The sequence below is a fragment of the Rathayibacter sp. VKM Ac-2805 genome, assembly GCF_009834265.1.
GTDB lineage: Bacteria > Actinomycetota > Actinomycetes > Actinomycetales > Microbacteriaceae > Rathayibacter.
The window spans coordinates 603372-617147 of record NZ_CP047185.1 but is presented as its reverse complement, the minus strand read 5'-3'; the positions used below and the strand labels follow the sequence as shown (position 1 = coordinate 617147).

Here is a 13776-nt window from a genome sequence, read left to right as displayed (position 1 = left end):
CCCACCCGCGCCCCGCCACCCGCGTCAGCCGATCGTCACGAGGGCGGCGAACAGCTCCGGCGCTCGGCGGTCGACGATCCGACCGCCGACGCGGATGCCGACCAGCGCGAAGACGGTGCCCAGCACGAGGGCGGCCGCCAGTCCGATCAGGCCGAAGGCCGGGTCGCCGCCGATGAGCGAGATCGCGCCGAGGACGATCGACGGGAGCGCCAGCAGGCCGGTCGCGGCCATGCTCCCCAGCATCACGACGCTCGAGATCATCCCGGAGCCCGGCGGCGTCTTCAGCGGGCTGTCCCCCGGCCCGGGCACGGGGTAGACGACGAGCGACGAGGCGACGCTCGACACTCCGAACCCGCTGAGAACGAGGGCCAGCGCCATGCCCAGCACGGCCGGGACCGCGTCGGCGCGTCCCGCGTACAGCGCGGTGCCCACCGCCACGACGACCACCGCAGGGACGCCGATGATCGCGGCGGCGACGACGCGACCGGCGCGGTCGGCCGACCCCGTCACTCCGGAGCTGACGTGCGCCGCCCAGGCGGTGCCGTCGTACGACACGTCGGCGCAGAGGGTCACGCCGAAGATCAGGCCGATGAGCACGGCCGAGAGCAGCACGAAGGTGTCGCCGCCGCTGCCGATCGCGGAGTAGAACACCGCGAGGACGACGACGGCGGGGATGACGAGGAGCCCGCGGCTGTAGCGCGGGTCGCGCCACCAGTAGCCGAGGGCACGCGCGGCGACGGCGCCGGTCGGGGTGCCGGGGAAGCGCCCGAACAGGCCCAGGCCCGCGGATCCGGAGGCGGAGTGCGCGCCGGACGCGGCGGGCTCCGCGAGCGCGTGCCGCAGCGCCCGGGCCCATGCCCAGACGAGGACGGCCAGCGTCGCGAGCCCGATCAGCAGGCGCGCGATCGCCGCGACCCAGTCGCCCGCGACGACGGATCCGGGGACGGCCCAGATCGCGCCGAGCGGCGACCAGCCGAGGGCGCCCGCGATCACGGGCAGGACGTCCAGGCCGTCGCGGATCACGTTCGTCAGGCCGAAGAAGAGCGGTCCGAGCAGGATGACGACGACGAGCACGACGCCGCCGATCACCTCGCGGTAGCGGCGGCTCGAGCCCAGGCCCGTGGTGAGCGCGCCGATCAGGCGGGACGCGACCACGCAGGTCGCGACGCCGATCACCGCGGCGACGAGGCCGGGCAGGATGCCGATCGGACGGCTCCACCAGGCGGCGGCGGAGGCGAGCGCCCCGAGCGTGGTCACCACGCCGGGGATGCCCGCGAGGCCCGCGGCGGCGAGCCCGAGGAGGAGGGTCCGCAGCGGGATCGGGAACGTCGCGAGGGTGGGCAGGTCGAGGCTCTGGTCGGAGCCGGACAGGAAGATCGGCCCGAGCACCCAGCCGAGGATCAGAGCGGATCCGCCGAGGACGATCGCGACGTTCGCGAACGCCGGGTCCGTGCCTCCGAGCGCGACCAGGCCGGCCGCGACCAGGCCGAGCACCGCGATCGCGTAGAGACCGCCGAGGATCACGCCGATCAGCTGCCACACGTTCCGCGTCAGCGAGTTGCGGAGCAGGAGCAGCCGCAGCCTCAGGAGATGCGCAACCATGCCGGTCCCTCCTGGTGGGTGCGGCCGCCGACCAGCTCGACGAAGCGCTCCTCGAGGCTGGAGCCGGCGCGGACCTCCTCGAGGGTGCCGGAGGCGAGCACGCGGCCGTCGGCGATGACGGCGACGCGGTCGCACATCCGCTCGACGAGGTCCATGGAGTGCGACGAGACGATGACCGTGCCGCCCGACGCGACGAAGCCGGTCAGGATGTCGCGGATGTTCGCCGCCGAGACCGGGTCGACCGACTCGAACGGCTCGTCGAGCACCAGGAGGCGCGGGGCGCGGACGAGCGCGCAGGCGAGCGCGATCTTCTTGGTCATGCCCGCGGAGTAGTCCACGACGAGGGTGCGGTCGGCCGGGTCGAGGCCGAGCAGCGCGAGGAGGTCGTCGGTCCGCTCGACGACGACGGAGCGCTCGAGCCCGCAGAGCAGGCCGTAGTAGGTGACGAGCTGGAGACCGGTGAGGCGGTCGAAAAGCTTGACCCCGTCGGCGAGGACGCCGATCAGCCGCTTCGCCTCGAGGGTGTCCTTCCAGACGTCGACCTCGTGGATCGTGACGACGCCGCTGTCGGGGCGGAGCAGGGCCGTGGCCATCGAGAGGGTCGTCGTCTTGCCCGCGCCGTTGGGGCCGACGAGCCCGAAGAAGGACCCGGCGGGGACGTCGAGGTCGATGTCCTTCACGGCCTCCTTGTCGCCGAAGCGCTTGCGGAGGCCGCGGATCCGCAGGGCGACCTCGCCGTGGCGGCCGGAGGCCTCGGGGGCGGCCCATGCGGGGGTCGCGGAGTCGGTGTGCGCGGAGTCGGTGTGCTCGGCGGCGGTGCCGTCGGCGGCGGTGCGCGCGGCGGGGCTCTCGGTGTCCGTGCCGTCCTGGGGAATGCCGGGGGGCGTCGTCCCGTCCATGTGTGTCCCTTCCGGGCCGCGGTGGGCGGCCGCTCCTCCACCCTAGGCAGGCGCTGCGGCCGGGGCATCCGTCCCGCGATGGAGTCGCGCGGCCCCGGCCCCTCGACGGGGCGGGGCGGGAGCACGGCCGCCTACGCTGGCCCCATGCCCACGCTCCTCCTCGTCCGGCACGGACGCACCACCGCGAACACCGCGGGGATCCTCGCCGGACGCACCGCCGGAGTACGGCTCGACGACGTCGGACGCACGCAGGCGGCGCGCACCGGGGAGCGGCTGGCGGCGGTCGAGCTCGCGACCGTGGTGTCGAGCCCGCTCGAGCGGTGCCGGCAGACCACGCGCTTCGTCCTCGAGCGGCAGACGGGATCGCCGGCGACCGTGATCGACAAGGGCATCACCGAGTGCGACTACGGCGACTGGTCGGGGCGCTCGCTGCGGGATCTCGCGACGGAGCCGCTCTGGGCGACGGTGCAGAACCAGCCCTCCGCGGTGGTCTTCCCCGGCGGCGAGGGGATGCTCGCGATGCAGGCCCGGGCCGTGTCCGCGATCCGCCGGCACGACGCGGCGGTGGCGGAGGAGCACGGGGCCGGCGCGGTGTGGGCGGCGGTCAGCCACGGAGACACGATCAAGGCGATCCTCGCGGACGCGCTCGGCATGCACCTCGACCTGTTCCAGAGGCTCAGCGTCGGACCGGCGTCGGTGTCGATCATCCGCTACGGCGCGGGGCGACCCGAGGTCGTCTCGATGAACACGGACGCCGGGGACCTGGGCTGGCTGCGGAAGGCGGCCCCCGTGGCGGACGCCGCCGTGGGTGGCGGGGCGGGGCACGAGTAGGCGCGGGTTCGGGAGGGCCGCTTCAGGGCTCGATCGAGCGGCAGGGATGCGGGTGCTCGGCGGCGGTGGATCTCGATGCGCCCGCTCCGCGGGGGGCTCGGCCAGCAGAAGAGACGGCTGCTCGATCAGCAGGCCGCCCGAGCCCGACGCGCGCAGCCACTGCGGAGGCGGGCGCTCGTAGACTGGGGGCATGCCTCCGATCGTGCACGGATTCGACTGGCCCGATCGCGTCGTCGTGGGGACCGTCGGCTCACCCGGCTCGCGCTCCTTCTACCTCCAGGCCAAGACCGGGCCCCGCGTGGTCAGCGTCGGCCTCGAGAAGCAGCAGTCGGCCCTCCTCGCCGAGAAGATCGACGAGATCCTCGACCAGCTGATGACCGCCCAGGGCAACCCGGTCAGCGTCCCCGCCGGCACTCCCCCGGAGCTCGTCGACAACGACCCGCTCGACCAGCCCGTGGAGCCCGAGTTCCGCGTCGGCGGTCTCAGCCTCGGCTGGGACCCGTCCACCGCGCAGATCGTGATCGAGGCCTACCCGCTGACCGAGGCGGAGGACGACTCCGAGGAGGAGCCCGAGCCCAGCGAGATGCTGCAGGTGAAGATCCCGGTCGGGACGGCGCGCGCCTTCGCGAAGCGCACCCTCGAGGTCGTCGGCGCCGGACGTCCGCTCTGCCCCCGCTGCGGCGAGCCGATGGATCCCGACGGGCACGACTGCCCGCTCGCATGAGCGACCCGGGCGGGCTCGACGGCGAGCTGGAGCTGGCCGGCCGGATCACGATCGCCTCGAACGCGACGTTCCTCGCGCAGCTCGGCGAGACGTCCGTCGTCTACAAGCCGATCTCGGGCGAGAAGCCGCTGTGGGACTTCCCGGACGGCGTGCTCGCGGGCCGCGAGGTCGCCGCGTACCTCGTCTCGGAGGCGCTCGGCTGGAACGTGGTGCCGCGCACGTGGCTCCGCGACGGTCCGCTCGGGCCGGGCATGGTCCAGCTCTGGCAGGACATCGATCCGGACCAGGACGCGGTCGACCTGGTGCCCGCCGACGCCGTGCCCGACGGATGGCGGCACGTCCTCGACGGCAGCGACGAGGAGGACCGGGACATCTCCCTCGTGCACGAGGACTCGACGGCGCTGCGCCGGATGGCCGTGTTCGACGTGGTCGCCAACAACGCGGACCGGAAGGGCGGGCACGTGCTCGCGCTGCCCGACGGCCACCGCTACGGCGTCGACCACGGCCTCACCTTCCACTCCGAGCACAAGCTGCGCACGGTCCTCTGGGGCTGGATCGGCGAACCGCTGCTCGAGGAGGAGCTGACGGCGCTGGCGCTCCTGCGCGCGCAGATCGACGGACCGCTCGGCGAGGCGCTCTCGGAGCTGCTCACCGAGGACGAGGTCGCCGCGTTCGCGAAGCGCTGCGAGCGGCTCGGCTCCTTCGGCCGCTTCCCGGGCCCGCGGGGCGGGATGCCCGCGGTGCCCTGGCCGCTGTTCTGAGCCGGGGGCGGTCGGAGATCAGGACGAACGCCGCAGGAGCGGCGGGGACGCGCTGATCCTCAGGCGCGGGAGCTGATCCCTCCTGCATCCTGAACGGCTCAGAAGCTCCAGCCGCGGCCGAACAGCTCCTCGCCGGGCGTCCCGCCGCCTCCCGGACCCGCGCCGCGAGCGCCGAGGTAGGAGGAGACGACGGCCGCTCCCAGGTCCTCCGCCTCCGGGTTCACCACCGAGCCGCCGACCCGGCGGGCGAGCGAGTCGATGAAGCGCGCGAGGCCCGGGTCGTCGCCCAGGCGGAAGAACGTGGTGTGCGCGCCGAGGCGGAGCGACGCGTCGAGCTCGCGGACCGAGACGGCGACCGTCAGCGGGTCCGGCGGGTAGTCGAAGAAGACGCCGCCGTCGGGCTCGAGGTGCGCGGTCGGCTCGCCGTCGGTGACGATGAGCAGCACCGGCTGCGCGTTCGGGTGCTTGCGGAAGTGCCGGTTGGCCAGCAGCAGCGCGTGGTGCAGGTTCGTGCCCTTGTCCCACTCCGCGTCCAGGCCCACCAGCTGCTCGACGTCCATCACCTCGGCGCGGCGGCCGAAGGCGACGAGCTGCAGCGCGTCTCCGCGGAACCGGCTGCTGATCAGGGTGTGCAGGGCGAGGGCGGTGCGCTTCATCGGCACCCAGCGGCCGTCCATCGCCATCGAGAACGACGTGTCGACGAGGAGCGCGACACAGGCCTGCGTGCGCGCCTCCGTCTCCTGCACCTCGACGTCGTCGATCCGGATGCGCACCCCCGAGCCGACCGGCCGGCCCTCGCCGGCGCTGCGGGTGAGGGCGTTGGTCACCGTGCGGGGGATGTCCCAGGCCTCGGTGTCGCCGAACTCCCACGAGCGCGTCGCTCCGGAGCGCTCGCCCGCCGCGCCCGCACGCCGGACGTCGCGGGCGCCCTGACGGCCGGAGACGGTCTCGGCGATGTCGCGCAGGAGCGCCTTCCCGAGCTGGCGCATGGCCTTCGGGCTGAGGGCGAGGCGGCCGTCGGAGCCGCGGCGCAGGGTCCCGGAGTCGCGCAGGGCCCGCTCCAGGCGCTTCAGCGTCTGCGCGTCGACGGAGGCGTCCTCGCCGAGGCGCTTCGCCAGCAGGTCGAGGTCGAGGTCGTCGAGGGAGGAGCGGTCCGTCTGCGCGAGCTGGTCGGCGAGGGCGTCGAGGTCGGCCAGCTCCTGGAACACGCCCGTCCCGTCGCCGAGGCCGAGCCCCTGCTCGCCGTCCATCCGCTCGGAGCCGCCCCAGTCCTCGCCGGGACGGAGCCCCCGCAGGGTCTCGTCGAGGCGGCCGAGGGACTGCATGAGCTCCGGCGTGCCGAAGGCCTCCTGGGCGAGGGCGTCGAGCTCGGCGCGCTGCTCGGCGGTCATCGAGTTGCGCATCCGCTGAGCCGCGGCCGCGCGGGCGGCGAGCGCGTCGATCAGCTCGTCCACCGACTCCGGGCCCTCGGGGAAGTACTCGCCGTGCTGCTCCATGAAGGCGTCGAACTGCTCGGGGGTGTCCTCCCCGCGCGCGTGCGCCTCGAGCATCTCGTTCAGGTCGCGGAGCATCGCGTCGATCGCGGCGCGGTCCTCGTCGCTCGCGTTCTCGAGGGCCTGCTTCATCCCCTCGAAGCGCTGATCGAGCATCTCGCGGCCCAGGAGCTCGCGGATCCGCTCGAAGTCGGCGCGCGCCTCGGGGCTCTGCCAGCGGTAGTCGCTCAGCTCCGAGACGGCCGCGGCCGGTGAGGGCGGGAGGCTGTCGAGCTGGATCTCTGCGAGCGCGCGGTCGCCGTCGTCCATCTGCGTGTCGCGGGCGAGCTGCTTGCGCTCGGCAAGGACGGCCTTGTCGAGGAGCTCGCGGATCTCGCGGAGCGTGCCGTCGAGGTTGTTCCTCTGCGTGAGCTCGCGACGCCGCTCGGCGACGCGGGCGGCCAGGTCGTCCAGGCCCTCGCGGTCGCGGGTGCCACGGCGGAGGAACTCGCGCAGGGCGCGCTCGGGCGAGGTGCCGCCCATCACGTCCTCGCCGATCGCGTCGAGGGCCTCCTTCAGGTCGACCGGAGGAGCGAGCGGATCGGGTCCCCCGTCGTACTTCGCGTAGCGCGCGTCGCGCTTCAGCCGCCGGTTGCCGCGCGGAGCATCAGCCATAGACGGCCTCGCCCCCGCCCGTCTCCTTGCTCAGCTTGCGCGAGAGGTAGAGGCCCTCGAGGGCGAGCTCGACGGCTCCGGCGCGGCGCCCCTCCCCCACGGCGTCGAGGCGCTCGGCGACCTCGTCGTAGACGCGGGCCTCGCCCAGCAGCGGCAGGCCGGCCAGGAACTCGCGGGCGGTCACCTGCTCGCCGGTCGTGATCATCGCGCCGTTCTCGACCGCCTCGACGAGCGGCCCGAGGTCGACGCCGCGCAGGTGGGCGCGGACGGTCTCGGCGGTGGCCTGGCGGAGCAGGTGGTCGAGGATCTCGTCCTCGCGGCCCTCCTCCCCCGACTCGAACTCGATCTTGCCGCCGAGCACGTCGACGGCGGTCTCGAGGTCGATGGGGCGGGCGACCGCCTCCTCCTCGCCGCGGCGGGTGGCGCGGTGCAGGGCGGCGGCGGCGATGGTCTCGGCGCCGGCGATGGCGAAGCGGGCGCTGACGCCGCTGCGCTGGTCGACGGAGCTCGACTCGCGCAGGGCCCGCGTGAAGCGGGCGAGGATCTCGATGAGCGCGTCGGGCACGGTCGCGACGAGGTCCGCCTCCTGCCGGATCACGGCGACCTCGTCGACGAGCGCGGTCGGGTAGTGGGTGCGGATCTCGGCGCCGAAGCGGTCCTTCAGCGGCGTGATGATCCGGCCGCGGTTCGTGTAGTCCTCCGGGTTCGCGCTCGCGACGACGAGGACGTCGAGCGGGAGGCGGAGGACGTAGCCGCGGATCTGGATGTCGCGCTCCTCCATCACGTTGAGCATGGCGACCTGGATCCGCTCGGCCAGGTCCGGCAGCTCGTTGATCGCGACGATGCCGCGATGGCTGCGCGGGATGAGACCGAAGTGGATGGTCTCCGGGTCGCCCAGGCTGCGGCCCTCGGCCACCTTCATCGGGTCGACGTCGCCGATGAGGTCGGCGACGCTGGTGTCGGGGGTGGCCAGCTTCTCGACGTAGCGCTCCTCGCGGGGCTTCCACGCGACGGGCAGGTCCTCGCCCAGCTCCTCCGCGCGGCGGCGGCTCTCCGTGGTGATCGGCTCGTAGGGGTGCTCGCCGAGCTCGGATCCCTCGATGACGGGCGTCCACTCGTCGAGCAGGCCGACGAGCGTGCGCAGGAGGCGGGTCTTGCCCTGGCCGCGCTCGCCCAGCAGGACGATGTCGTGACCGGCGATGACGGCGCGCTCGACCTGCGGGATGACCGTCTCGGCGAAGCCGTGCAGGCCCGGCCAGGGATCGCGGCCCTCGCGCAGGGCGTCGAGCAGGTTGTCGCGGATCTCGGTGCGGAGGCTCTTCTGCACGTGCCCGGAGGCACGGAGCTGGCCGAGGGTCTGGGGCGTCGGGCGCATCACCTCGGCAACGCTACGCCGCAGGTCCGACACGTGGTGGAGGTTCGGCGGATTCGCGGCGCGGGCTTGCGCGGGGGCCGCGCCGCGGACGGCTCAGCGCTCGAGTCGAGGGGCGGCGGCGAGCAGGCGGCGCGTGTACTCCTCCTGCGGCGCGGCGAGGAGCGACGCGGCCGGCCCCGCCTCGACGATCCGGCCCTCGCGCATCACCGCGATGCGGTCGCTCATGTGGGCGATCACGCCGAGGTCGTGCGAGATGAGGAGGAGGGCGAGGCCGTGACGGCGCTGCAGGTCGTCGAGCAGGTCGAGGATCTGGGCCTGCACCGACACGTCGAGGGCTGACACGGGCTCGTCGCAGATCAGCACGTCGGGGCGTGTGGCGAGGGCCCGGGCGATCGAGACGCGCTGGCGCTGGCCGCCCGAGAGGGTGCGCGGCGAGCGCCGCTCCAGGGCGGGGTCGAGCCCCACGCTCTCGAGCAGCTCGGGCACGGAGGCGGCGCCGGCGTCGCGGAGGAGCCGCCCGACACTCCAGCGCGGGTCGAACGAGGAGAGGCTGTCCTGGTAGACGGCGCCGATCCGCGGGCGGCGGGGTCGGCGGGAGCGCTCCGTCGCCGCGGACCACGGCTCGCCGGACAGCTCGACGGTGCCGGCATCGGGGCGGCGCAGCGCGAGCAGGAGGCGGGCGACCGTGCTCTTGCCGGAGCCGGACTCGCCGACCAGGCCGAGGGTCTCGCCGCGCCGCAGCTCGAGGTCGACGCCGTCGACGGCGGTGCGCACGCCTCCGCCGGCAATCGGGAACCGGGCCGACAGGCCGCGCGCGGCGAGCACCGTCTCCCCTGCGGCCGTCGGCGGGAGGACCGGGGCGGAGGGGTCCGTCAGCCGGGAGCCGCGCGGGCGCCCGGCGGGGACAGCGGCCACGAGTGCGCGGGCCTCGGGGCTCCGGGGCGCGCGCAGCACCTCGGCCGCGGTCCCCTCCTCCACCACGCGGCCGTCGGCGAGCACGAGGATGCGGTCGGCGAGGCCCGCCACCACGGCGAGGTCGTGCGAGACCAGGACGAGCGCCCGGCCGCGCGCCTTCTGCTCGGCGAAGAGCTCGAGCACGCGGGCCTGCACGGTGACGTCGAGCGCGGTGGTCGGCTCGTCGGCGACGAGCAGCGGCGGATCGAGCGCCACGGCGGCCGCGAGGAGGGCGCGCTGGCGGAGCCCGCCGGAGAGGTCGCCGGAGCGCTCGCGCATCCGCTCGGCCGGCTCCGGCATCCCGACGCTCGCCAGTGCCTCGACCGTCCGCTGCGCGCGCTCGGCAGCGGGCAGGCGGCCGTGGAGGCGGAGCACGTCGCCGATCTCGCGGCCGATCGGGCGCAGCGGGTCGAGCGACAGCAGCGCGTCCTGCGGGGCGAAGCCGACGGATCCGCCGCGCAGCCGCCGCAGCTCCCGCTCGCCCGCTCCGACCACCTCGGTCCCGCCGACATGGACGCTCCCGGTCACGGCGCCTCCGCTCAGCCCCAGCAGCGCTCGCGCGGTGACGCTCTTGCCCGACCCGGACTCGCCGACGATCGCGACGCACTCCCCCGGCTCCACGCGGAACGAGACCCCGTGCACCACCTCGATTCCGTCGAAGGCGACCCGGAGCCCCTCGACGACGACCGCGCTCACCGCGCACCCCGCAGACGCCCGCCGAGGACCGTCGTCGCGATCGTGGTCAGCACGATCGCCAGTCCCGGGAACACGGTCAGCCACCACGCGCTCGCGAGGTAGGTGCGGCCCGCCGAGAGCATCGCGCCCCACTCCGGCGCGGGCGGCTCGGCGCCCAGGCCCAGGTAGCTGAGGGCCGAGGCCCAGACGATCGCCTGGCCGACGCCGAGGGTCGCCAGCACGGCGAGCGGCCCGAAGGTGTTGGGGAGGACGTGCCGGACGAGGATGCGGACGGGTCCGTGCCCCAGCACGCGCCCCGCCTCGACGTAGCCGGAGTCGCGGATGCCGAGCAGCTGCGTGCGCAGGATGCGGGCGTACCCCGGCGCGGTCGAGAGGCCGACCGCGATGGTGGCGGGGACGACTCCGGGACCCGTGACCACGATCACGAGCAGCGCGAGCAGGAGTGCGGGGAAGGCGAAGAGCACCTCGAGCACGCGGCCGATCACGCCGTCGACGACGCGGCCGCCGAAAGCCGCGACCACCCCGAGCACCGCGCCGAGGACGAGGCCGATCGCGGTGGCGCTGGCGCCGATCAGGAGGGACGCGCCCGCCCCCGCGATGAGGCGGCTGAGCACGTCGCGGCCGGATTCGTCGGTGCCGAGCAGGTGCGCGGCGCCCGGTGGCGCGAAGGCGTCGCGCGGGGCGACGGCGAGCGGATCGGAGGGGGCGAGCAGCCCGGGCGCGACGGCGGCGAGCAGGAGCAGCACCACGAAGACCGCGGCCAGCACCTCGCCGGCGCGGAGGCGGGACGCACCCCGGCGGAGCGGGCGGGCGGCGCGCAGCTCGAGCTCGCTCACGCGACCGACTCCCGCCGGGCCAGACGCGGGTCGATCACGCGCGTCAGCAGATCGGTGGCGAGGGTCACGACGATGTACGCCAGCGCCGTGACCAGCACGACTCCCGTCACCACCGGCACGTCGCGGACGGTCACCGCCGCGAGCAGAGTCCGGCCGAGCCCCGGCCTCGCGAAGATCGTCTCGACCACCACGGCTCCGCCGATCAGGTAGCCGAACGCCCAGCCCGAGAGCGAGACCCCCGGCAGCACCGCATGGCGCAGCGCGTGGCGGGTGCGGACGCCGAGCTCGCCCTCGCCGCGCGCCCGGGCGGCGAGCACGAACGGCGACTCCAGCGCGTCGAGGAGGGAGCGGCGCATCACCTGGCCGAGGAAGCCCGCCAGCGGGATCGCGAGGGTGAGCGTCGGCAGGACCAGTCCGGCGGGGGCTCCGGTGCTCACCGGGGGCAGCCAGCGCAGCGCGGTCGCGAAGACGGCGATCAGCACGGTCGCCAGCCAGAAGTGCGGGAGCGCGGCCGCCGTGAGCTCGAGGCCGGACCCGATCGCGGCGGCGAGCCGGCCGCCCCGGGTCGACCAGAGGGCCGTCGCGAGCGCGAGGATCCACGCGGCGGTCAGCGCGAGCACGGCGAGCAGGAGGGTGCCGGGCAGCTGCTCGCCGAGGATCTGCGCGACCGGGGTGCGGAGGGAGTAGGAGGTGCCGAGGTCGCCGCGCGCGAGCCGGCCGAGCTGCACCAGGTACTGCACGAGGAGCGGCTGGTCGAGGCCGTACTGCTCCCGCACCGCGGCGAGCGCCTCGGGCGACGCCTGCGAGCCCGGGCCGCCGAGGATCGCCTGCGCCGGATCGCCGGGGACGAGGCGGATGAGGACGAAGACGGCGGTCGCGACGGCCCAGAGCACCACGAGGGCGCCGCCGAGGCGGAGGAGCACGCGGCGGATCATGCGGGCGGACGTCCTCTCTGGTCGGGGCGGTGGAGGGGGGCGTCGTCGAGGTCCGTTCCCTCCGGAGCACGCGATGCGCGACCGACGGCGGCTGCTCGACCAGCATGGAGGACGGACCCCTGCTGATCGAGCAGCCCGCGGAGCGGACGCATCGAGATCCGCCCGTCCCGACCGCGGGGTCTCGGAGCGCCGCCGCGGCGACTACTCGACCGGCATGCGTCCGCTCTTCGATCGGTGCAGGCGGCTCTCCTCAGCCGGGTCAGACCCAGGCGTCCGCGAACCAGGGGGTCGACACCGTGTCGAGGGCGACGAGGCCTTGGACGGCCGACCGGTGCAGGTAGTGGTTCTGCTGGTCGTAGAGCGGCACAATCCAGTAGCCCTCGAGGACGATCCGCTGCGCCTGCTCGTACAGGTCGGCGCGGGCGTCCTCGTCGGTCGTGGCACTGGCCTGCTCGAGCAGCGAGTCGAGCGCGGGGTCGGCGATCTGCGCGTGGTTGGCGAAGTAGCCGCTCGGCGCGGGGGTGATGCCCGAGGAGGAGTAGAGGATCCGCAGCACGTCGGGTCCGACCTTCGTGTACGGGGCGCTCACCAGCTCGTACTCGTTCGACGCGAGCGCGGTGTACCAGCTCGACAGGTCGAGCAGGCTGATCCGCACGTCGAAGCCGAGGGTCTTCGCCGAGGCCTGGATCTGCTCGAACAGCGACTGCTCGGCCGGGATCGACTGGTTGGTGCTGACGGGGAATCGCAGCGTCAGCGGCGTGCCGTCCTTCTCGCGGATGCCGTCGCCGTCCGAGTCCACCCAGCCGGCCTTCTCGAGCAGGTCCTCGGCGGCGGCCGTCTCGGAGTCGGACCCGGCGTCCTCGAAGAGCGACGGGTCGGAGTACGCGGTCGCCTCGCGGCTGGACAGCGGGGAGTAGGAGCGCTCGGCGGTGCCGAAGAAGAGGGAGTCGATCGCGTCGTTCACGCCGACGCCGCGGACGAACGCCTCGCGGACGGACTCGTCGTCGAACGGCGCCTGCCCGGAGTTGAGCTCGAGGCGGTTGACCGAGCCGGGCCGGGGCGCGTCGAGCTCGACGAGGTCGGTGGCTCCGGTCGCGGCCTTCAGTGTGTCGGGCTGGGCGTTGTCGAGCACGTCGACCTCGCCCGACTGCAGCGCCGCGTAGCGGGTGGCGGAGTCGGGGATGAAGCGCCAGGTGATGCTCGCCAGGTGCGCGGGGCCCTCGTGGCCGTCCCCGGTCGGGCCGGTCGACGCGTCGTAGGCCTCGTTGCGGGTGAGGGTCACGTGGTCCTGCTTGACCCACTCCGAGACGGTGAAGGGGCCGGTGCCGACGGGCGCCTCGCAGTTCGCCTCCTCGCCGCGGGCGATGCCGGCGGGCGACTCGATCGCGGTCCACGGCTGCGCGAGCGACTCGAGCAGCGCACTGTCCGGCGCAGTCAGGGTGAAGCGGGCGACGGTCGGCGAGACCGCGGTGACGGAGGCGACCTTCGCCACGGCGAGGTAGCCGGTGGAGGACTTGGTCGCCGGGTCCTGCAGGTGCGCGATGTTCGCGGCGACCGCCTCCGCGTCGAGGGCGGTGCCGTCGGTGAAGGTCGCGCCCTCGCGCAGGGTGAAGTCGTAGCTGAGCGCGTCGTCCGAGACGGTCCACGACTCGGCCAGCCACGGCGTGATGATGCCGTCGGCGTCGCGCGAGACGAGCGACTCGAGCACCTGCGTCGCGAGGAGCGCCTGCGGGTAGTTGCCGCCGACGTGCGGATCGAGGCAGGTGGGCTCGGCGTCGCCGGACGCGTAGGTGAGCGTGCCGCCGTCGACGGGGGTGGTGGAGGCGCTCGGAGCCTCGGCGGTGCAGCCGCTCAGCAGGAGCGCGGCGGCCGCGACGGCGGCGGGGAGGGCGAGGAGGCGGGGGCGCAGCGGCATGACGTCTTTCGTGGAGGGGTCGGGGGCGTTCGCGTTTCTTGGACGCGACCCAGGAAACGCTAGCAGGGCGTCGGGCCTGCTGACGGTGGTCGCGCGGATCT

11 protein-coding genes are annotated in these 13776 nt (G+C 74.4%); 3 read left to right on the top strand and 8 right to left on the bottom strand.

The genetic code is table 11. The annotated features are described in order from the left end of the window. Window positions 1-24: 24 nt before the first annotated feature. Window positions 25-1602, bottom strand: a complete 1578-nt coding sequence (locus tag GSU40_RS02840) for a transporter (RefSeq protein ID WP_160033567.1) — start codon at window positions 1600-1602, stop codon at window positions 25-27. Next, the gene (locus tag GSU40_RS02835) at window positions 1584-2501 is read right to left on the bottom strand and encodes an ABC transporter ATP-binding protein (protein ID WP_104225053.1); all 918 of its coding nucleotides are present in this window, start codon (window positions 2499-2501) and stop codon (window positions 1584-1586) included. The genes GSU40_RS02840 and GSU40_RS02835 overlap by 19 nt, the downstream gene beginning before the upstream one ends. A gap of 144 nt (window positions 2502-2645) precedes the next feature. Here GSU40_RS02835 and GSU40_RS02830 point away from each other — a divergent pair, with 144 nt between their 5' ends. The 3 genes from GSU40_RS02830 to GSU40_RS02820 all read left to right on the top strand — a co-directional run bounded on the left by GSU40_RS02830 (window position 2646) and on the right by GSU40_RS02820 (window position 4817). Continuing rightward, the gene (locus tag GSU40_RS02830) at window positions 2646-3332 is read left to right on the top strand and encodes a histidine phosphatase family protein (RefSeq protein ID WP_104238837.1); all 687 of its coding nucleotides are present in this window, start codon (window positions 2646-2648) and stop codon (window positions 3330-3332) included. A 190-nt stretch (window positions 3333-3522) separates the two neighbouring features. Further along, window positions 3523-4056, top strand: a complete 534-nt coding sequence (locus GSU40_RS02825) for a DUF3090 domain-containing protein (RefSeq protein ID WP_160033565.1) — start codon at window positions 3523-3525, stop codon at window positions 4054-4056. Further along, window positions 4053-4817, top strand: a complete 765-nt coding sequence (locus GSU40_RS02820) for an SCO1664 family protein (RefSeq protein WP_104226043.1) — start codon at window positions 4053-4055, stop codon at window positions 4815-4817. Before GSU40_RS02825 ends, GSU40_RS02820 begins: the two co-directional genes overlap by 4 nt. Before the next feature lie 98 nt (window positions 4818-4915). Here GSU40_RS02820 and GSU40_RS02815 read toward each other — a convergent pair whose 3' ends face one another. The 6 genes from GSU40_RS02815 to GSU40_RS02790 all read right to left on the bottom strand — a co-directional run bounded on the left by GSU40_RS02815 (window position 4916) and on the right by GSU40_RS02790 (window position 13675). Then, a complete protein-coding gene (locus GSU40_RS02815) occupies window positions 4916-6964 on the bottom strand; it encodes a VWA domain-containing protein (protein ID WP_160033563.1) in 2049 nt (682 codons plus the stop codon). Beyond that, entirely contained in the window at window positions 6957-8339 is a 1383-nt protein-coding gene (locus GSU40_RS02810; RefSeq protein WP_104313789.1) for a magnesium chelatase, read from the bottom strand. Before GSU40_RS02810 ends, GSU40_RS02815 begins: the two co-directional genes overlap by 8 nt. A 93-nt stretch (window positions 8340-8432) precedes the next feature. After that, window positions 8433-9989: an ABC transporter ATP-binding protein gene (locus GSU40_RS02805; RefSeq protein ID WP_160033561.1), complete on the bottom strand. Its 1557-nt coding sequence runs from the start codon at window positions 9987-9989 to the stop codon at window positions 8433-8435. Continuing rightward, complete coding sequence (locus tag GSU40_RS02800) at window positions 9986-10825, bottom strand: ABC transporter permease (protein WP_160033559.1); 840 nt, start codon at window positions 10823-10825, stop codon at window positions 9986-9988. The genes GSU40_RS02805 and GSU40_RS02800 overlap by 4 nt, the downstream gene beginning before the upstream one ends. Beyond that, the gene (locus GSU40_RS02795) at window positions 10822-11760 is read right to left on the bottom strand and encodes an ABC transporter permease (protein WP_160033557.1); all 939 of its coding nucleotides are present in this window, start codon (window positions 11758-11760) and stop codon (window positions 10822-10824) included. Before GSU40_RS02795 ends, GSU40_RS02800 begins: the two co-directional genes overlap by 4 nt. A gap of 259 nt (window positions 11761-12019) precedes the next feature. After that, entirely contained in the window at window positions 12020-13675 is a 1656-nt protein-coding gene (locus tag GSU40_RS02790; protein WP_160033555.1) for an ABC transporter substrate-binding protein, read from the bottom strand. Window positions 13676-13776: the final 101 nt, after the last annotated feature.